Genomic DNA, 19,971 nt, shown 5'->3' with positions numbered 1-19,971 from the left:
AACGAGCGGACTGGATCATGGCCGGCATGGACCGACAGCAGGAGTTCGTCCTGCGGACCCTGGAAGAGCGAGACATCCGCTTCGTGCGGCTGTGGTTCACCGATGTCTCCGGCTACCTGAAGGCCGTCGCGGTGGCCCCGGCCGAGATCGAGGCGGCGTTCGCGGAAGGCATCGGCTTCGACGGCTCGGCGATCGAGGGCTTCGCCCGCGTCTACGAGTCCGACATGCTGGCCAAGCCCGACCCCGGCACCTTCCAGGTGATGCCGGCGCGCGAGGGGCGGGCCAGCGTGACCGCCCGCATGTTCTGCGACATCACGCTGCCCGACGGCTCGCCGTCCTGGGCCGATCCGCGCCACGTGCTGCGCCGGACCCTGGCCAAGGCCGCCGACATGGGATTCACCTTCTACACCCACCCCGAGATCGAGTTCTTCCTGCTCAAGGACCTGCCCACCGACGGCAGCGCCCCCCAGCCGGCCGACACCGGCGGCTACTTCGACCTGTCCACGCACAACGTGGCGCACGACTTCCGGCGCGAGGCGGTCTTCGCGCTCGAGGCGATGGGCATCTCGGTGGAGTTCAGCCACCACGAGGTGGCGCCCGGCCAGCAGGAGATCGACCTGCGCTACGCCGACGCCCTGTCGATGGCCGACAACATCATGACCCTGCGGCACGTGGTGCGGGAGGTCGCGCTGGCCCAGGGCGTGCACGCGACGTTCATGCCCAAGCCGTTCACCGAACTGGCCGGCTCGGCGATGCACACCCACCTGTCGCTGTTCGAGGGCGACCGCAACGCCTTCCACGACCAGGCCGACCCGATGCGGCTGTCGACCACCGGCAAGCAGTTCATCGCCGGGCTGCTCACCCACGCCCGGGAGATGACCGCGGTCACCAACCAGACGGTCAACTCCTACCGCCGGCTGCTGGCCGGCACCGAGGCGCCGACGGCGGCGACGTGGGGCCGGGCCAACCGTTCCGCCCTGGTCCGGCTCCCCAGCTACAAGCCGAACAAGGGCCAGTCGGCGCGCGTCGAGGTGCGCTCGCCCGACTCGGCGTGCAACCCGTACCTGACCTTCGCCGTCCTGCTGGCCGCCGGCCTGCGCGGCATCGAGAAGGGCTACGAGCTGCCGCCGGAGGCCGAGGACGACGTCTGGTCGCTCACCGACACCGAGCGCCGGGCGGCGGGGTACGAGGACCTGCCGGTGAGCCTCGGCGAGGCGCTGACGGCGATGCAGGGCAGCGAGCTGGTCGCCGAGACCCTCGGCGAGCACGTCTTCCAGTTCTTCCTGCGCAACAAGTGGGAGGAGTTCAACTCCTACCGCCAGAACGTCACGCCGTTCGAGCTGCAGCGCTACCTGCCCGGTCTCTGAGCGGGCCGTGACGGGGCACGCGGCGCGGCCACTAACCTCGACCGCGTGACCTCCCGCGGCCGCCTGCTCGTCGTCGTCCCGAGCGAGACCGACCCGCCCGCGCGACTGGGGGAGTGGCTGCGCACCGCCGGGCTGGAGCTCGACGAGCGGCACCTGAAGCTGGGTGACCCGCTGCCCGGCGGCCTGGACGAGGTGGACGGGCTGCTGGTCCTGGGCGGCCCGCAGTCGTCGCTGGACGACGAGGCCACCAGCCCCGAGCTCGTCGGCGTCCGGGACCTGCTCCGCCGGGCGGTCGACGCCGACCTGCCCACCCTGGCGATCTGCCTGGGCGCCCAGCTGCTGGCGCAGGTGGGTGGCGGCCGCACCCGGGTCGGGGTCGACGGTCCGGAGGTCGGGGCCACGCTGGTGGCCAAGCGCGACGCCGCGGACGCCGATCCGGTGTTCGGCCCGCTGCCGCTCTCGCCCGACGTCATCCAGTGGCACCACGACGAGATCTCCGAGCTGCCGCGCGACGCCACGCTGCTGGCGGGCAACCCGCACTACCCGCACCAGGCCTTCCGGGTCGGGGAGTGCGTCTACGGGCTGCAGTTCCACATCGAGACGACGCCGGAGATGGTCCGCGCCTGGGCCGGGAGCGACCCGGTCGGCGTGGCGGCCTCCCCGCTGGCCCTCGAGACCCTGTGCGTGCGGGCGGACGCCGCCCACGACGACGTCGCCGAGGCCTGGCAGCCGTTCGCCGCCCGCTTCGCCGACCTGGTCCGCTCCCGCGCCGGGACGCGGGCATGACCGCGCCCCAGGCGGAGATCCCGCGCCGGGCGGTCGTGCGCCTGGTCCGGTTCGGCTTCGAGGACGGCGAACGCGCCGCGCGGCTGCTGGCGGACCCCGCGCTGGGCCTGTGGGACCTCGAGCGCAACGAGCCGGCCGACCCCGAGGCCGGTCCGGTCGTCGCCGCGCTGGCCCGGGCCGGTGACCCGGACCTCGCCGTCCGGTCGCTGCACCGGCTGATCGAGGCGCTCGACGACGCCGACGACAGCGGGGAGGCCGCCGCCACGCTGCTGGCCCGGCTGCGCGGATCCGGCCACCTGCGCGGCCGCCTGCTCGCGGTGCTGGGCGCGAGCTCCGGGCTGGCCGACCACCTGGCCGCCCACCCGCTGGACTGGGAGGTCCTCGACGACGAGCAGAACGGCCCGCACCGGCCGACGCCGCACGCGCTCGAGCGGCAGATGCTGCTCGCCGTCGGCGCCGATCCCGACGACCCGCCGTGGGGGGTGCGGCTGGGGGCGGCCGCGCCGGATGCCGCGCCGGAGCGGGTGCGGGCCCTGCGGTTCGCCTACCGGCGCGCGATCCTCTCCCTGGCCGGGCGGGACCTCGCCGACGGCGTGCCGGCCGAGGACGCCGCCGCCGAGCTGGCCGACATCGCCGCCGCGGTGCTCACCGCGGGCCTGGCGGTCGCGGTCGCCGAGCAGCCCGCGGACGCGGCGTCCTGCCGGCTGTCGGTCATCGCCCTGGGCAAGACCGGCGGCCGGGAGCTGAACTACGTCAGCGACGTCGACGTCGTCTTCGTGGCCGAGCCGGTCGACCCGGGGGACCCCGAGGCCGCGGCGCTCGGCGCCGCGACCCGGGTGGCCGCCGCGCTGATGCGCATCTGCCACGAGGCCGCCTGGGAGGTCGACGCCGCGCTGCGCCCCGAGGGCAAGGCCGGGGCGCTGGTCCGCACCGTCGCCGGGTACGCCGCCTACTACGAGCAGTGGGCCGACACCTGGGAGTTCCAGGCGCTGCTGAAGATGCGCCCGGTGGCCGGCGACCCGGACCTGGGCCGCGCCTACGTCGAGCAGCTGTGGCCGCTGGTCTGGAAGGCCGGTGACCGGCCCGGGTTCGTCGGCCAGGTGCAGGCCATGCGCCGCCGGGTGGAGGCCAACATCCCCCCGGCGCAGGCCGAGCGGGAGCTCAAGCTGGGCCGCGGCGGGCTGCGCGACGTCGAGTTCGCCGTCCAGCTGCTGCAGATGGTCCACGGCCGGGTGGACCCCACGCTGCGGGTCGGCGGCACCGTCCCGGCGCTCATGGCGTTGTCCGCGGGCGGCTACGTCGGGCGCGAGGACGCCGCCACGCTCATCGCCTCGTACCGCTTCCTGCGCACCGTCGAGCACCGGCTGCAGCTGCTGCGGCTGCGGCGTACCCACCTGCTGCCCACCGACGAGCAGCAGCTGCGCTGGCTGGCCCGCTCCCTCGGCTACAAGCCCGACCACCGCGGCGACGCCGTCGAGGTGCTGCGGGCCGAGCTGGCGCTGCACACCCGCGAGGTGCGCCGGCTGCACGAGAAGCTCTTCTACCGGCCGCTGCTGTCGGCCGTGGCCCGGGTCCCGGCCGAGGCCGCGCAGCTGGGCAGCAAGGCCGCGGGCGAGTGGCTGCGGGCGCTGGGCTTCGCCGACCCGGACGGGGCGCTGCGGCACCTGGCCGCGCTCACCGGCGGGGTCTCCCGGTCCGCCTCGATGCAGAAGTACCTCCTCCCGGTGCTGCTGCAGACGTTCGCCTCCTGCCCCAACCCCGACGCCGGGCTGCTGGCCTACCGGCAGGTCAGCGAGGCGCTGGGCGGCAACCAGTGGTTCCTGCGGCTGCTCCGCGACGAGGGCCAGGTGGCCGAGCGGCTCGCCCAGCTCCTGGGCTCCAGCCAGTACGTGGCCTCCCTGCTGACCCGGACCCCCGAGGCGCTGCGGCTGCTCGCCGACGACGCCGAGCTGGAACCGCGCAGCGCGGCCGCCCTGGCCAAGGCCTGGCGGCTGGCCGCAGGCCGGGCCCCGGACCCGCAGGCGGGCATCCGGGTGATCCGGGCGCTGCGCCGGCAGGAGCTGCTGCGGATCGCCGCCGCCGACCTGCTGGGCCGGCTCGACGTGCACCGGGTCGGCCGGGCACTCACCGACGTCGCCGCCGCCACCCTGCAGGCCGGGCTCGACGCGGCGCTGCGGTCCCACGCGGGGGAGGCCGGCCTCGCCGTCGCCGACCTGCCCATGGATCTCGCCGTCGTCGGCATGGGCCGGCTGGGCGGGGCGGAGATGGGCTTCGGTTCGGACGCCGACGTGCTGTTCGTGCACCGCGCCCGCCCGGGCGCCGACGAGACGAAGGCCTCGGCCGCGGCCAACGCCGTGGCGCACACGCTGCGGCGGCTGCTCGCCGAGCCCGCCCCCGATCCCGCCTTCGAGGTGGACGCAGACCTGCGGCCCGAGGGCCGGCAGGGAGCGCTCGTGCGCAGCCTCTCGGCGTTCCGGGAGTACTACGAGCGCTGGGTGTCGGTCTGGGAGGTGCAGGCCCTGCTGCGCGCGGTGCCGGTGGCCGGCGACGAGGAGCTCGGCGCGGCGTTCGTCGCGATGATCGACCCGATCCGCTACCCGGCGGACGGGCTCGGCGCCGAGCAGGTCGCCGAGATCCGGCGGATCAAGGCGCGGGTGGAGCGGGAGCGGCTGCCCCGCGGCGCCGACCCGGCCACGCACACCAAGCTCGGGCGCGGCGGGCTCGCCGACGTCGAGTGGACCGTCCAGCTGCTCCAGCTCGAGCACGCGGCCGAGGTGCCCGCGCTGCGGGTCGCCTCCACCATCGAGGCGCTGCGCGTCCTGGCGGAGGCCGGCCGGCTCGACGCCGACCAGGCCGAGGCCCTCCGGGTGGCGTGGGAGCTGGCGACCCGGGCGCGCAACGCGATCTTCCTGGTCCGGGGGCGCCCCAGCGACCAGCTGCCGCGGCCCGGGCTGGAGCTCGGCGGGGTGGCCCGGGCCTGTGGCTACGGCCCCGACGACGACCCGGGCCAGTTCGTCGACGACTACCGGCGGACCACCCGGCACGCCCGCACCGTCGTGGAGCAGGTCTTCTACGGGCAGCCGCCGCAGTCCTGAGGGCCGCCCGGGGCGCGCATGTCGATCCGGTGGCAATGCGCCGCGCGGGGTTGAGAACGGCCGGGGCTGGCAAGGGGAGGAGGAAGCCCTGTCCCCGACCCCACGTCAGGACGTGCGATGCGCCTCCTCCCCGCCGGAATCTGCGCGGCTCTGCTCCTCACGTCGTGCACGTCGGACGGTGGGACCTCGACCGACGCCGACCCGACCGCGTCGCCGACGGCGTCCCCGACCGCTACCGAGCCGGACGGCGACCCGGGCGGTGACCCCGGTGGCGAGCCGGACGACGAGTCCCCCGACGGCGGTCCGGATGCGCCGGAACCGGTGGGCGACGGTGACACCGCCGAGTCCACCGCCCCGGGGGACGGGCCGCCGGTGGCGCTCACCGACGTGCGGCTCGCTGCCCACGAGGGCTTCGACCGGATCGTCTTCCAGCTCGCCGGCGAGGGGGCGGCGGGCTGGCAGATCGGCTACACCGACGAGTCGCGGTCCCAGGGGTCGGGCGCTCCGGTCGAGGTGCCCGGCGAGGCGGTCCTCGGCATCACGCTGACCAACATCGCGCTGCCGGGCGATGCGCCGGCGGGCGTGGAGCCCTGGGAGGGGGCGTCCACGCTGACCGTCGAGGACGCGGCCGTGCTCGACACCCTGGTCGAGGACACCCTCTTCGAGGGGCGCTACACCTACTTCGCCGGGGTGGACCAGGAACGGCCGTTCGCGGTCGGCACGCTGGACTCGCCGCAGCGGATCGTGGTCGACATCCTCGCGGAGCAGGCGACGGCTCCCGTCGCGCTCTCGCAGCGCTGCACGAGCCCGGCCGGCTTCTCGATCTCCTATCCGGAGTCCTGGTCGGTCAACTCGGGGCTGACCGTGCCCGCGTGCACCCGGTTCGCCCCGGAGCCGTTCACGGTCCCGGCCGGTACCGACGCCCGCGTCGGAGCGGTCACCGCTTCGGTGGAGTCCATCCCGTTCGACCGGGTCGTGGACGCGGGTCGTGCCGACGAACTGAGCCGGACCGAGACCACGGTCGACGGCCGGACCGCGGTGCGGGTCGAGCGGGTCTCCTCGGGCGCCGGCCTCTGGCCCGAGGGGGTGCGGTCGACCTCCTACGTCGTCGACCTCGGTGGGGGGCAGGACGAACCGCGCACGCTGGTGGTCAACACCATCGACCTGCGGCAGTTCGACTACGCGCGCAACGTGCGGGTGCTCGACCGCATGATCGAGACCGTGACGGTCCAGGGTGGCTGACCGGGCGGCCGCGGGCCGACGGGTGCAGGGCATGCTGGAGGTCGTGTCGGGATCACTGCCGGTCGGGCCGGAGCTGCCGGAGGACGTCGAGACCGGGGCGGAGGCGGCCGGGGCGGAGGCGGCCGGGGCGGAGGCGGCCGGCGGGGCCACCATCACCCCCTACCGGGACGGTCCGCTGCTCGTCCGGGGCAACTTCCGGCTGGTGGACCAGGACGGAGCCGAGATCGACCCGGGCCGGGAGACCATCGCGCTGTGCCGGTGCGGCAAGTCCGGGATCAAGCCGTTCTGCGACGGCTCGCACAAGCGGTCCGGCTTCTCCGCGCCGAGTGCTCCCAGCCGGCCGCGTCCGGCCGCGCAGATCCGGCGCGGGGAGGACTGACCCGCCCACGGCGGGACGACGGCGCGCGCGGCGCCCCCGCCCGGTGCGGGAGGCGGCGTTGCGCGCAGGGCCATCGGACGGGATCCGGCTCGCCGAGGACGGCGCGGGTCGCACCGCCCGGACGGGTGTGTCGGCCCGGCCGGGGTGTCGGGATGTGACCTGGATCGCGCATCATGCGCGGCAACGCATCGCCGGGGACCTCGGTCCGGCCGGCGCCCGATCGGAGGACCCCATGGATTCCGCGCTCAGCACCGTCGCGCTGCCGCTCGCCCTCGCGGTGGTCATGTTCGGCCTCGGCCTGTCGCTCACGCCGGCCGATTTCGCCCGGATCGGACGGCAGCCGAAGGCCGTCGTCATCGCGCTCGCGCTGCAGCTGCTGCTCCTGCCGGTGCTCTGCTTCGGCCTGGTCCTCGCCTTCGACCTCCCGCCCCTCCTGGCGGTCGGCATGCTGCTGCTCGCGGCCTCACCCGGGGGGACGACCGCGAACCTGTTCAGCCACCTCTTCCGGGGCGACGTCGCGCTCAACATCAGCCTGACCGCCATCAACTCGGTGATCGCCGTCGTCACGCTGCCCCTGGTGACCAACCTGGCGGTCGGCTTCTTCGACCCGCCGGAGGCCGGCACGCTGGGCCTGCAGTTCGGCAAGACGCTGCAGGTCTTCGCCATCGTGCTCGTCCCGGTCGCGCTGGGCATGCTGGTGCGCAGGTCGGCGCCGGCGTTCGCCGACCGCATGGACAAGCCGGTGCGCATCCTGTCCGCGGTGGTGCTCGCGCTGGTGATCGTCGGGACGATGGTGGCCGAGCGCGACAACGTCGGGGACTACCTGCGCGACGTCGGCCTGCCGGCGCTGGTCTTCTGCCTGTGCAGCCTGGCGGTGGGCTTCGGGGTGCCGCGGCTGCTGGGCATCGGACGCACCCAGTCGATCGCCAGCTCCTTCGAGATCGGCATCCACAACAGCACCCTCGCGATCGCCGTCGCGGTCAGCGTGCTGGGCAGCGTCGAGCTCGCCGTACCGGCCGCCGTCTACGGGGTGCTCATGTTCCCCGTGGCGGCCCTCTTCGGCTGGGCGATCACCCGCGCCGGCGCCGCGGCCCGGGACGGCGGCGAGCCGGTCCGCGCCGGCTGACGCCGGCGGGCCGGGTCAGGCCGCCAGCACCTCCTGCCGGCGGAGGGCGGACCGACCGGCCTCCCACGCGCCGAGCAGGTGCGTGGCGGCCAGCCCGTCCATGGCCAGCGAGGCCGCTGCGCCGAAGAGGACGTCGCCGGTCAGCTCGGGCTCGCCGGCCACCAGCGACCCGCACATGTCGACCGAGGCGATCTGCTCGTGGACGGCGTCGGCCTCCACGTGCTCGTCGTAGAAGACCGTCGTCCCCGCGTCGAAGCCCAGCCGGCGCAGCCCGGCGGAGTACCGCCGGCTGGGCTCCGAGGAGGTCATCTCGACGGTGGCCAGGTGTCCCAGCGCCGCGCCGCGCCAACGCCGGTGGAGGCCGAACAAGGACATGGTGTTGACCGAGGCGAAGGCCACGGCCGGCGCCTCGTCCCAGAGGGCCCCGTAACCACCGTCGAGGTCGAGGTCGCGCATCAGCCCGGCGAACAGCTCGCTGTGCATGCGCTCGGCCGAGCCGCCGCCGTACTCGTCGGCCTGGATCTCGACCATGGCCGCCTTCGTCCGCCCGGAGAGCCGGGGGATGGCGAACGTGTGCGGATCGGCCTCCTTGAGGTGGTACACCGCCCGGAGGGTCAGGTACTCCCGCCACTGCTCGAGGCTGCCCGTCTTGGCCATGAAGAGCGACAGCGAGGGGCTGTCGTCGGCGGCGATCAGCGCGGTCAGCTGCCGGTCGATCGGCTCCTCGGTGACCGGCACCTCGCCCACCAGCTCCCGCAGCGACGCCAGGTGCCGTCGTTCCAGCCCGGCGCGCAGCTGCAGCAGCGCCGGATCCCACTCCCAGTCCTCCGACACGCCGTCGAAGCCCCGGTAGTGCAGCTCGTAGCAGACGGCCAGGGACAGCTGGAGGTCGTCGTCGGTCAGGGCACCGGCCGGGTCGGCGGGCAGAGCCTCGGCGCACGCGATCGTCGAGGCCGCCAGACCGGCGCCGGTGGCGAGGTCGGAGGCGAGGGCGTCGCTGAGCGGGCCGCGGGGTTCGGGCAGGCGCATGATCGGCAGCATGCCCAGTGGCCGCGCAAACGATGCACCCGTGCGTGTGATGTCGCCCGGGGGTAGGAGGTGGCCATGAGCGCCCTCCGCGATCGCGTCGTCCTCGTCACCGGTGGCAGCGCGGGCATCGGGCGCGCCACCGTCGCCCGGCTCGCCGCCGACGGCGCCCGCGTCGTCACCTGCGCCCGCCACGGCGACCGGCTGGAGGAGGCGGTCGGCGGACTGGCCGGTGTCACCGCCGTGGTCGCCGACGTCGCCGACGCCGGCAGCCGCGCCGCGCTCCTGGACCGGGTGCTGGCCGAGCACGGCCGGCTCGACGCCGTCGTCAACAACGCCGGGCTGGGCTGGGCCGGCCTGCTCGAGGACATGCCGGGCGAGGTCGTGGAGGGCATCGTCGCCACGAACCTGACCGGGGTGGTGGAGCTCAGCCGCCTGGCGCTGCCGCACCTGGTCCGCGCGTCGGCCGACCGTGGCCGGGCCGACGTCGTCATGGTGTCGTCGGTCGCCGCGTGGTCGCAGGTGCCGCCGCTCACCGTCTACTCGTCGACCAAGGCCGGGGTGCACGGCTTCGTGAAGGGGCTGCGGCGGGAGGTGACCGCCCGGGGCGTACGGGTGCACACCGTCAACCCGTTCTTCGTGGCGACCGAGTGGCTGGCCCGCGGCCACGGCCACCCCCCGGGCTCGGACGCCGACGCGCGCGGGCGGCTCTCCCGCGGCATCGCGCCCGAGCGGGTGGCCGACCGGATCGCCGAGTGCCTCACCGCCCCGCGGTCCCGCACGGTGGCGGTGCCGCGGTGGGCGGGGGCGGCCCGGCTGGGGGAGCTGCCCCCGGTCGCCCGGCTGCTCGACGCGGGCCTGTCCCGGTACGCCGACCGGATCGGTGCCGTCGCCGCCCGGGCGGTTGCCCGCCGGACGCGGCCCTAGCGACCGGCGCGGCGCCCCTCCGGCCACCCGGTCGTCCCGGGCGGGCGGCTTGGCATGATCCGCGCGTGACCGAGACGCCGAGCCGGAGCACCCGCAGCGCGGCGCGTGCCTGGTGGGCGGTGCTCGCGGTGGTCGTGGCGGCCTCCGTCGGCACCGAGTTCGTCCTGCACCTGGCCGATCCGGAGGACCCCTCGCTGGGGGTGGCGGAGCGGATCGTCCGGTTCTTCAGCTACTTCACGGTCCAGAGCAACCTGCTGGTGCTGGCCGCCGTGCTCCCGCTGGTGCGCGACCCCGGCCACGACGGCCGGCTGTGGCGGGTGGTCCGGCTGGCCTCGCTGCTGGGGATCACCATCACCGGGATCGTCTACGCCGTCGTCCTGGCGCCGCTGCACGACCCGGCGGGGATCGACGCCTGGACCAACGCCGGTGAGCACTACGCCTCGCCGGTCATGACCGTCGTCGGCTGGCTGGTCCTCGGGCCGCGGCCCCGCATCGACGGCGCCGTGGTCGCGCGTGCCCTCCTCTGGCCGGTGGCCTGGATCGGCTGGATCCTCGCGCAGGGCACCGTCACCGGCTGGTACCCCTACGACTTCATGGACGTCGGTGCGCAGGGCTACGCCACCGCGCTCCGCAACCTCGCGTTCGTCGTCCTGCTCGCCCTGGCCTTCCTGCTGCTGTTCCGGTTCGTCGACCGCCGCCTGGCGGCCACCGGCGCACCGGCGTCGCGGGCCGACCGCGGGAGCGCCCCGGCCCTGCGCTGAGCGGGACGGGGGAACGGAGAGGAGGGGCGGTGCCGTTCGAGGCCGGGGACGTCGTGGTGCGGCGGCTGGACGAGCAGCGGTGGACGGTCGTCGAGCCGCTGGTCTACGCCGGGGACCGCGACCGCTTCGTGGTGCCCGCCGGGTTCGTGACCGACTTCGCCACGGTGCCGCGCGTGGTGGTGTGGCTGGTGCCGCGGTTCGGCCGCTTCACGGCCGCGGCGATCCTGCACGACTGGCTCTGCACCGCCGGGATCGTCGGCGGGGTGGTGACCGCGCGGGACGCCGACGGCGTCTTCCGGCGGGTGCTTCGGGAGAGCGGTGTGCCGGTGGTCCGGCGGTGGCTGATGTGGTGCGGGGTGCGGTGGGGGGCCTTCGCCGATCCGGTGCGCGGCACGGGCTGGTGGCGCAGCGCGCCGGCCGTGCTGGGCATCTCGCTGCTGGCGGCGCCGGTGGTCCTGCCGCCCGCGGCGCTCATCACCGCGGCGCTGGTGCTCTACGGCCTCGTCGAGGCCGCCGTCGGCCTGCTCACCGGGTCGTCGCCCGAGGACGCCGGGTCCTTCCGCACCTGACGCGTCGCCGCGACCGGCGACGCCGGTGGCCGGACGCCGTGTCGATGCCGCGGACGCCGGGTAGGCGGACGGGGGACCGATCGTGCGCAACCGATCCGGAGGCCCTCATGGCACTGGCATACGCAACGCAACCGGGCGACATCGACCACCTGATCGCCGACGACCACGCCGCCGTCGAGCGGCAGTTCCAGCACCTGGAGGCCCGCCGCGGCAACCGGCGGGTGCTCGTGGACCAGATCTCGGTGCAGCTGGCGCTGCACGCCTTCGCCGAGGAGACGGTGCTCTACCCGATCTGGCCGGAGCTCGGCATGACCGACGAGCACGACGACGCCGAGCACGAGCACCAGCGGATCAAGGAGCTGCTCGTCGTCCTCGGCCGCACGGAGCCCGGCGAGCCCGGGTTCGAGCAGGCGGTGACCGACCTGATCTCGCTCGTCCGGCACCACGTGCAGGACGAGGAGGGGGAGGAGCTGCCGGAGTTCCGGGCGAAGGCCGGCCCCGAGCGCATGGCCGAGCTGGGGGAGAAGTTCCTGGCGGCCAAGCGCCAGGCGCCGACCCGCCCGCACCCGCACGCACCCGACGAGGGCCTGGCCGAGCGGATCGCCGGGATGCTGGCCAAGCCGCTGGACCACGTGCGCGACGTCCTGTCGGGCAAGCAGAAGGAGATGGCCACCGACCCCTCCGGGCTGCTCGACCCCCAGGCGCAGGCGATCATCGACGCGCACTCCTCGCTGGGACCGCTGCCCTTCGAGATCCTCACCCCGGACCAGGCGCGCACGCAGCCGGGCCCCAAGCAGGCGGTCCAGAAGGTCATGGCCGAGCGGGGCATCGACGGCCCCGAGCCGGTCGGCTCGATCGACGACCTGATGATCCCCGACGGTGCGGGCGGGCAGCAGCGGCTGCGGGTCTACAAGCCCGGCGGTACCTGGCCGGGCGCGCTGCCGATCATCATGTGGATCCACGGCGGCGGCTGGGTCCTGTTCGACATCGACGACCACTACGACGACTCCTGCCGGGGGCTGTGCAACAAGACCGGCGCGATCGTCGTCAGCCCCGACTACCGGCGGGCGCCCGAGGCGGTCTTCCCGGCGGCCCACGACGACGTCCTGACCGCCTGGACCTGGGTGCGGGAGAACGCCGCCCAGCTCGGCGGCGACCCGACCCGCATGGCGATCGGCGGCGAGTCGGTCGGCGGGAACATGGCACCGGCCACCGCGCTGACGCTGGCGGTCAACGACCAGCCGCTCCCGCTGGCGCAGGTCTGCGTCTACCCGCTGACCACCGGTGAGCAGTTCGGCGAGTCGATGGAGGACGCCGCCGACGCCCGCCCCCTGAACCGGGCGCTGCTGTCGTGGATGGCGATGCACGCCTTCCAGGGGAAGCCGGAAGCGGCGACGGACCCGCGCATCGCCCTGCTGGACTGGACGCCGGAGCAGCGGTCGCTGATGCCTCCGACGCTGGTCATCACCGACGAGCGCGACGTGCTGCGCAGCCAGGGGCAGCAGTTCGCCACCGACCTCGAGGCGGCCGGGGTGCCCACGACGCACCGGTACTACGAGGGCGTCATGCACGAGTTCTTCGGGGCCGCGGCCGTCCTGGACAAGGCCGAGCAGGCCCAGCAGGAGGCGGCGCAGCACTTCCGGCGCGCCTTCGGGACGACGGCGTGACCGGCGCGGGGGAGCCCGCGGTCCACGAGGCACTGGGCCGGCTGGAGGTCGTCCACCTCTTCCACGGCGCCATGCCGACCGGCGTGACCGTCTCGCACACCGGCCGGGTGTTCGTCTGCTACCCGAAGTGGGGCGACGACGTCGCCTTCACCGTCGGGGAGCTGCGGGACGGCGAGGTCGTGGCGTTCCCGAGCCAGGAGCGCAACGACAACCGCTCCGACGCAGACCCCGAGCGGCTCGTCTCCGTGCAGAGCGTCGTCGTCGACCCGGCGGACCGGTTGTGGCTGCTGGACACCGGCAGCCCGATGTTCCGGCCGACCGAGCACGGCGGGCCCAAGCTGGTCTGCGTCGACCTGAGCACCGACGAGGTGGTGCAGACCATCCTGTTCCCGGCCGACGTCGCGCTGCCGACCACCTATCTGAACGACGTCCGGTTCGACCTGCGCCGCGGGGAGTCGGGGACGGCGTACATCACCGACTCCTCCGACCAGGGGCCCAACGGCATCATCGTGGTGGACCTGGCGTCGGGGGAGAGCTGGCGCCGGCTGCACGACCACCCGTCGACCAAGGCCGTGGCCGCGCCGGCGCTGCGGATGGTCGTGGAGGGCCAGGACTTCGTCGAGCGGGCGGAGGACGGCAGCACCTCCCCGGTGCTGATGGGGGCCGACGGCATCGCGATCGCCGCCGACGGGAGCCGGCTGTACTACTGCTGCCTGGCCTCCCGCCGGTGGTGGAGCGTGTCGGTCGACGCGCTCACCGACCGGTCGGCCGACGACGACGCGGTCGCCGCCACGGTCACCGACGAGGGCGACAAGGGCTCAGTCGGCGACGGCATGGAGACCGACGACCGGGGCCGGCTGTACGTGACCGACGGGGAACACGACGCCATCCACCGGCGGCTGCCCGACGGGACGTGGGAGACCGTGGTGCACGATCCGCGGCTGCTGTGGCCCGACACCATGTCGGTCGCCGCCGACGGCTACCTCTACGTCACGGCCAACCAGCTGTACCGGCAGGACAAGTACCGCGGTGGGCAGGACCAGCGCCGCCCGCCCTACGTGCTGTTCCGCACCCCGATCGACGCCGGTCCGGTGCGCCTGCGCTGAACCGCGGGCCCGCACGACGCAGCCCCCGCCGGGATCTCCCGGCGGGGGCTGCGTCGTCCGGTGCCGAGCTCACGTGCGCGGCGCCGCAGGGGCTGTGCTCACGCGCCGGGCTTGAGCAGCACCTTGGTCCAGCCGCTGTCGCGGTCGTCGAAGTGCTGGTAGCCCTCGGCGGCCTGATCCAGGCCGAGTTCGTGCGAGGTGATCAGGCCCGGGTTCGCCCGGCCACTGACGATGAGGTCGCGCAGCTGCCGGTTGTACCGCTTCACCGGGGCCTGCCCGGTGCCCATCGACTGGCCCTTGGTGAAGAAGGTCCCGAACTGCCAGGGGATCCGCCCCTCCTTGGCCAGGTCGCCGGCCGCCCCGGGGTCCTGCGGCATGTACACGCCGACGACGCCGATGCCGCCGGTGGAGCGCACCACCTGCGCCAGGTTGTCCAGCACCAGCTCGGGGTGCTCCTCGCCGGTGGCGTCGTGCGCCTGGTAGCCGACCGCCTCGACCCCGCGGTCCACGCCGCGCCCGCCGGTGGCGTCCAGCAGCTGCTCGACCGGGTCCGCGGCGCTGAAGTCGACCGGGGTGGCGCCGAACTTCCCGGCCAGCGCGAGGCGGTCGGGCTCCTTGTCGACCACGAAGACCTGCGACGCGCCGCGGACCATGGCGCTGTGCGCGGCCATCAGGCCCACCGGCCCGCCGCCGAAGACGGCGACCCGGTCACCGACCTGGAAGCCGGAGAGCTCCACCCCGTGCCAGCCGGTCGGGAAGATGTCCGACAGCATCGTGAAGTCGTTCTCGTGCTCGGTGCCCTCGGGCAGGCGCAGCAGGTTCACGTCCGCCCACGGCACCCGCAGGTACTCGGCCTGGCCGCCGTCGTAGGGGCCCATGTTGGCGTAGCCGTAGGCCGCGCCGTCCATGCCCTCGGTCGGGTTGGCGCGCAGGCAGAACGACGTCCAGCCGTCTGTGCAGTTGCGGCAGGTGCCGCAGGCGATGTTGAACGGCACCGACACCCGGTCGCCGACCTTGATCCGGTCGACGCCGTCGCCGACGGCCTCGACGACGCCCATGTTCTCGTGGCCGAGGACCTTGCCCTCCTCCACGGAGGTGCGGCCCTCGTACATGTGCAGGTCCGACCCGCAGATGTTGGTGGTGGTGATCCGGATGATCGCGTCGGTCGGCGACTGGATCGACGGATCGGGGACCTCTTCGACGGAGACGTTCTTCGGTCCGCGGTAGACGACGGCTCTCATGTGCGCTCCTGTCTGTCGGGCGGCCGACCGCGACGGCGGGTGCCGGCACGGTCGGCGACCGGGGGGAGAGCGACCGGAAGCGGGGTGGCGCCGAGGCGCGGCGCCCCGGTGACCCTCGTGACCGTCGCCTCCTACCCGACGACCCGGTGTGCACACCCGGATCGCGTACAGCAGAGGTGGCTGTGCCGTGCTGCGCGACGCTGGTGTTCAGGATCAGGTCGTCGAAGCCCTCGTCGAAGGGGAGGTCGGCGGTCACGGCGATCCAGGAGGAGGTCAGGCGGCGGCCAGGACCCGGTCGAGCGCCTCGGCGATCTGGGTGTGCCCGACCGCGGTCGGGTGCACCCCGTCGGCCGACATGCCGAAGTCCGGCAGCGTGGAGAGGTCGGCGAACGCGTACCCCTGGTCGGCCGCGACGCCGGCCATGGCCTGGAGGTAGGCGTCCCAGGCGGCGGCGGGGACGTCGGTGCGCCGCGGGTACCCGACGATCAGCACCGACGGGTCGGGCCCGACGTCGGGGCCACGGAGGTGCGCGACGGTAGCGGTGAGGTAGTCGCGGAACTGTGCCGCGGTGAACCCGGCGACGACGTCGTTGTAGCCGAGCGCCACCACGACCAGGTGCGGCGCCGCGGAGGCGACGGCCTGGCCGTGCTGCGCCGCGGTCGGCCGGTTGGCGTAGTCCTCGGCCTGCCAGCCGGAGTGCCCCGCCTCCCACAGGCGGACCCCGGCGGACTCGTCGCCGTCGTAGACGCTGATGCCCTCGACCAGAACGGTCCGGCCGCTGGTGTTGGTCAGCGTGACCGTGTGCGTGCCGCGGGACAGCGGTGGTGAGGTCCAACTGCCGCCGTCGCTCGGGGTGTAGTCCCCGCCGGCGGTCGGGACGGGGGTGCCCGGCGCGCCGTCGACGGAGACGGTGATCGTCCCGGTGTTGCGGCTGCTGGCGTAGTGCAGCTCGAACGACGTCCCGGTGAAGGTGGCGGTCATCGAGTTCCCCGCACCGGAGGGCATGTGGTTGGCCCGCATCCCGAAGCCGTACTGGGAACCCAGCGTGGACGTGCCGCCGAAGGTGAAGCGGTCGGTCATGCCGCCGGCGGCGTAGTAGGCGGGCACGTAGCCCTCGCCACCGGCGATGCCGGGCGGCTGGTAGCGGTCGCGCATCAGGTTGAGCAGCGTGTCCACCCACCGGTTGCCCTTGCCCACGTCACGGCCCTCGGCGACCGAGTCGCCGACGACCACGACGTCGAGCGGGCCGCGGCCGGCGGCGCTGTCGGCGCGGGCCGCGAGGAAGGCGGCGAGCGCGGCCGACCCACCTTCCGGGGGCGGCGTGGTGGTGCTGGGGGCCGTCGTGGTGGTGGGCGGCGGTGTGGTCGTGCTGGGGGCCGTCGTCGTGGTGGGTGGCGGTGTGGTCGTGCTGGGGGTCGTCGTGGTGGTGGGTGGCGGTGTGGTCGTGCTGGGGGTCGTCGTGGTGGGGGCCGTCGTCGTGCTCGGCGCCGAGGAGGTGGGCGTGGGCGCCGGAACCGGGGTGAACGACGCGGCGATCTCGCGGGCGGCCTGCAGCATCAGGGGGCGGTAGCCGGTGCCGGTGTGGATCTGCGACGCCTGCTTCAGCGCCGACAGCGACGGGGAGACGCCCTGCTGCAGGAGACGCACCGGATCGAAGTCGCAGGCGATGTCCCTGGCGAGGCAGAGATCGAACACCGGGGGAGTTGCGGCGACGTCCCGGCCGGCGGGCCGGAGCGCGGTGCGGACCCCCTGCGCGGTCGAGGCCGCCGTGCCGCGACGCGTGGCAGCGGTCTGGCCCACCCGGTCCCCGTCGGCGACGAGGACGCCGGCGGTGACGCGCGACAGCAGGTCGGTCCGACCGTCGTCCGCGAGACGGGTCAGCACCCGGTGCACCACCATGGCGCCCTGCGAGTAGCCGGCGAGGACGAAGCCCGTGCCCGGGCACCGGGCGTGCAGTGCGGCCATCTGGTCGACGGCGGAGCCGACACCCTGGTCGACGCTGCGCGCGTAGGTCCCGAGGCGTTCGGTCGTGTAGCGGTCCATCGCCGCGGCCCGCCGGGCCGGGTCGCCGAGCGCGGTGAGCTCGGTCCGCGTCGGGGTCAGCGCGCTGACCGCCGTGGGGGAGTGCGCCACGGGCAGGTTCGCGACGACCAGCCCGCCGCCGTGCCTGGCCGTCAGCTCGCGCTCGAGCCCGTCGGCGAAGTAGTCGGCGTTCGTGCCCATCCCGCGGTTGGCCGTGGTGCTCGGCTCCGTGGACCCGCGCGCCCCCACGATCGCCACGTCCGGGCAGTCGCCCGGCTCGGCTCCGGCGGCGATCGTCACGGCGGCGGACGAGGTGAGCAGCGCGACGACGCTGCCGATCGCCAGCGCGCTCCGACGTGCAAGGCCCACGACGACTCCCCCGGAACGGAGACGGGCACCGCACGGCGGGCGATCGCTGCCGGGTGCACATCTGCCTGAGGGTTCCGGACGCTACGCCGCCGGACGGGGTGTCGGCTACGGCTCCGGGCCGGCTGCCCGCGACGACCGGAAGCACCGCGGCCCCCGACCTCGAGGAGGTCGGGGGCCGCGGCGTGCAGCAGGCGAGATCAGATGTCGTAGTACATCGCGAACTCGTGCGGGTGCGGGCGGAGGCGGATCGGGTCGATCTCGTTGGCCCGCTTGTAGTCGATCCACGTCTCGATCAGGTCGGGCGTGAACACCCCGCCGTCGATCAGGTACTCGTGGTCGGTCTCGAGGTTGTCCAGCGCGGCGTCCAGCGACGCGGGCACCTTCTCGATGCCCAGGGCCTCCTCGGGCGGCAGCTCGTAGAGGTCCTTGTCGACCGGCGCCGGCGGCTCGATCTTGTTCTTCACGCCGTCGAGGCCGGCCATCAGCATCGCCGAGAAGGCGAGGTAGGGGTTGGCCGACGGGTCGGGCACGCGGAACTCGATGCGCTTGGCCTTCGGGCTGTCGCCGGAGATCGGGATGCGCAGGCAGGCCGACCGGTTCCGGGCCGAGTAGACCAGGTTGATCGGGGCCTCGTAGCCGGGCACCAGGCGGTGGTAGCTGTTCACCGTCGGGTTGGTGAAGGCCAGCAGCGAGGGGGCGTGGGCCAGCAGGCCGCCGATGTAGTGGCGGGCCATGTCGGACAGGCCCGCGTAGCCGGTCTCGGCGTGGAAGAGCGGCTGGCCGTCCTTCCAGAGGCTCTGGTGGCAGTGCATGCCGGAGCCGTTGTCACCGAAGAGCGGCTTGGGCATGAACGTCGCGGTCTTGCCGGCGGCCCAGGCGGTGTTCTTGATGACGTACTTGAACAGCATCAGGCTGTCGGCCGAGCGCAGCAGCGTGTCGAACTTGTAGTTGATCTCGGCCTGACCGCCGGTGCCCACCTCGTGGTGCCCCCGCTCGAGCTCCAGGCCGGCGCCGATCAGGTTCTTCATCATGTCGGCGCGCAGGTCGCTCTGCTGGTCGTAGGGCTCGACCGGGAAGTAGCCGCCCTTGGGGCGGGCCTTGTAGCCCCGGTTCGGGCCGACGCCGTTCTCGCCCGTCGGGGAACCGCTGTTCCAGGAACCCTCGACCGAGTCGATGTGGTAGTAGCCCTGGTTGATCGTGGTGTCGTAGCGGACCGAGTCGAAGACGTAGAACTCCGCCTCCGGGCCGAAGTACGCGGTGTCGGCGATGCCGCTGGAGGCCAGGTAGGCCTCGGCCTTCTTCGCGACGTTGCGCGGGTCGCGGCTGTAGGCCTCACGCGTGATCGGGTCGTGGATGAAGAAGTTGACGTTCAGCGTCTTGTGCTTGCGGAACGGGTCCACGAACGCGCTGTTGGCGTCGGGCAGCAGCAGCATGTCCGACTCGTTGATCGCCTGGAACCCGCGGATCGAGGAGCCGTCGAAGCCGAGGCCCTCGCTGAACGTGTCCTCGCCGAACGTCGACGCAGGGATGGTGAAGTGCTGCATGACGCCGGGCAGGTCGCAGAAGCGGACGTCGACGAATTCGACGTCGTTGTCGCGGATGTAGGCGGCGACCTCGTCGGGACTGGTGAACATCGATCCTCCGGGTGTGGGCGGACGGCCGAACGGGACGCTACGAGCGGGGAGTTGCCCCGCCGTGTCCCGAGTGTTTCGGGGCGGTAACAACGCGCTGGGCGTGTCGCTCGTCATGTCTGCCCTCTGCAGGGCAGGGGGCAGCGGGTGCGCTTACTACGCTTGCGGTCATGGTCAGGAATGCGGAACAACCCTCTCAGGCCCCGGATCGCGGCGCCTCCCTGGGGTTGCCCGCCTCCGGGCCCGGTTCCCTGGCCCCCTTCAGCCGGCGGGTCGGCGGCTTCCTCGTCGACGCGCTCGGGACGGCGCTGATCGGCTGGGCGTTCACGGCGCCTGCCGGCCCGGGCAACTGGAGCCTCGTGGTGTTCGGCGTCCTCACCGTCGTCACGCTGGTGCTGTTCGGCCAGACGCCCGGTCACCGGGTGTTCGGGATGCGGCTGGCCCACCCCGCGCCGGGGGCCCGGCTCGCGCTGTGGCGTGCCGTCGTCCGCACCGCGCTGCTGATGCTGCTGGTCCCGGCGCTGCTGGTCGACGCCGACGGCCGCGGTCTGCACGACCGGCTCACCGGAACCGCCGTCGTCCTCGACTGAGACCCGCCCCTCCTGCGGTGACGGTGTGACGGGTCCCTGACGGAACCGGCCGCCGCTGCGGTTCGCC

Annotated in this window: 16 protein-coding genes; 12 read left to right on the top strand and 4 right to left on the bottom strand. The window is 74.0% G+C overall.

Translation table 11 applies throughout. From position 1 onward, the window contains the following. Positions 1 to 26: 26 nt before the first annotated feature. The 6 genes from glnA (ACI79T_RS19105) (at position 27) to ACI79T_RS19080 (ending at position 7,995) form a co-directional block, all read left to right on the top strand. Positions 27 to 1,367 carry a type I glutamate--ammonia ligase gene (gene glnA / locus ACI79T_RS19105; protein WP_456611682.1) on the top strand — a complete coding sequence of 447 codons (1,341 nt, stop codon included), beginning with the start codon at positions 27 to 29 and terminating at the stop codon, positions 1,365 to 1,367. A 45-nt stretch (positions 1,368 to 1,412) separates the two neighbouring features. Further along, positions 1,413 to 2,153, top strand: coding sequence for a type 1 glutamine amidotransferase (locus ACI79T_RS19100; protein WP_456611681.1), 741 nt, complete (start codon positions 1,413 to 1,415; stop codon positions 2,151 to 2,153). Beyond that, on the top strand, positions 2,150 to 5,248 hold the full coding sequence (locus ACI79T_RS19095) for a bifunctional [glutamine synthetase] adenylyltransferase/[glutamine synthetase]-adenylyl-L-tyrosine phosphorylase (protein WP_456611680.1): 3,099 nt from the start codon (positions 2,150 to 2,152) through the stop codon (positions 5,246 to 5,248). Before ACI79T_RS19100 ends, ACI79T_RS19095 begins: the two co-directional genes overlap by 4 nt. Positions 5,249 to 5,365: 117 nt before the next feature. Further along, positions 5,366 to 6,490, top strand: a complete 1,125-nt coding sequence (locus tag ACI79T_RS19090) for an AMIN-like domain-containing (lipo)protein (RefSeq protein WP_456611679.1) — start codon at positions 5,366 to 5,368, stop codon at positions 6,488 to 6,490. A 31-nt stretch (positions 6,491 to 6,521) separates the two neighbouring features. Beyond that, on the top strand, positions 6,522 to 6,869 hold the full coding sequence (locus ACI79T_RS19085) for a CDGSH iron-sulfur domain-containing protein (protein ID WP_456611678.1): 348 nt from the start codon (positions 6,522 to 6,524) through the stop codon (positions 6,867 to 6,869). 232 nt (positions 6,870 to 7,101) lie between these two features. Beyond that, complete coding sequence (locus ACI79T_RS19080; protein WP_456611677.1) at positions 7,102 to 7,995, top strand: bile acid:sodium symporter family protein; 894 nt, start codon at positions 7,102 to 7,104, stop codon at positions 7,993 to 7,995. Positions 7,996 to 8,010: 15 nt separating this feature from the next. On the opposite strand, the gene ACI79T_RS19075 is transcribed toward ACI79T_RS19080, so the two are convergent. Then, complete coding sequence (locus ACI79T_RS19075; RefSeq protein WP_456611676.1) at positions 8,011 to 9,024, bottom strand: iron-containing redox enzyme family protein; 1,014 nt, start codon at positions 9,022 to 9,024, stop codon at positions 8,011 to 8,013. Positions 9,025 to 9,099: 75 nt separating this feature from the next. Between ACI79T_RS19075 and ACI79T_RS19070 the strand changes: the two genes are divergently transcribed. From ACI79T_RS19070 to ACI79T_RS19050, 5 genes are all read left to right on the top strand, one after another. Continuing rightward, a complete protein-coding gene (locus ACI79T_RS19070) occupies positions 9,100 to 9,948 on the top strand; it encodes an SDR family oxidoreductase (protein WP_456611675.1) in 849 nt (282 codons plus the stop codon). A 65-nt stretch (positions 9,949 to 10,013) separates the two neighbouring features. After that, complete coding sequence (locus tag ACI79T_RS19065; protein WP_456611674.1) at positions 10,014 to 10,709, top strand: Pr6Pr family membrane protein; 696 nt, start codon at positions 10,014 to 10,016, stop codon at positions 10,707 to 10,709. Between the two features lie 29 nt (positions 10,710 to 10,738). Beyond that, positions 10,739 to 11,278, top strand: a complete 540-nt coding sequence (locus ACI79T_RS19060) for a DUF1353 domain-containing protein (RefSeq protein ID WP_456611673.1) — start codon at positions 10,739 to 10,741, stop codon at positions 11,276 to 11,278. A gap of 107 nt (positions 11,279 to 11,385) precedes the next feature. Next, positions 11,386 to 12,945: an alpha/beta hydrolase fold domain-containing protein gene (locus tag ACI79T_RS19055; RefSeq protein ID WP_456611672.1), complete on the top strand. Its 1,560-nt coding sequence runs from the start codon at positions 11,386 to 11,388 to the stop codon at positions 12,943 to 12,945. Then, positions 12,942 to 14,051, top strand: coding sequence for an L-dopachrome tautomerase-related protein (locus ACI79T_RS19050; RefSeq protein WP_456611671.1), 1,110 nt, complete (start codon positions 12,942 to 12,944; stop codon positions 14,049 to 14,051). Before ACI79T_RS19055 ends, ACI79T_RS19050 begins: the two co-directional genes overlap by 4 nt. A gap of 98 nt (positions 14,052 to 14,149) precedes the next feature. Here the strand turns inward: ACI79T_RS19050 and ACI79T_RS19045 are convergent, their stop codons facing one another. From ACI79T_RS19045 to glnA (ACI79T_RS19035), 3 genes are all read right to left on the bottom strand, one after another. After that, entirely contained in the window at positions 14,150 to 15,292 is a 1,143-nt protein-coding gene (locus ACI79T_RS19045; protein WP_456611670.1) for a glutathione-independent formaldehyde dehydrogenase, read from the bottom strand. A gap of 273 nt (positions 15,293 to 15,565) precedes the next feature. Then, complete coding sequence (locus ACI79T_RS19040; RefSeq protein ID WP_456611669.1) at positions 15,566 to 17,683, bottom strand: cutinase family protein; 2,118 nt, start codon at positions 17,681 to 17,683, stop codon at positions 15,566 to 15,568. Between the two features lie 197 nt (positions 17,684 to 17,880). After that, positions 17,881 to 19,317 (bottom strand): type I glutamate--ammonia ligase, encoded by a 1,437-nt coding sequence (gene glnA, locus ACI79T_RS19035; RefSeq protein ID WP_456611668.1) that lies wholly within the window; start codon positions 19,315 to 19,317, stop codon positions 17,881 to 17,883. A gap of 167 nt (positions 19,318 to 19,484) precedes the next feature. On the opposite strand from glnA (ACI79T_RS19035), the gene ACI79T_RS19030 reads away from it, so the two are divergent. After that, entirely contained in the window at positions 19,485 to 19,904 is a 420-nt protein-coding gene (locus ACI79T_RS19030) for an RDD family protein (protein ID WP_456611667.1), read from the top strand. Positions 19,905 to 19,971: the final 67 nt, after the last annotated feature.

It is taken from the genome of Blastococcus sp. SYSU DS0619 (genome assembly GCF_054051035.1).
Note: the sequence above shows the minus strand (reverse complement) of the source record. Positions and strands in the feature narration are given on the sequence as shown.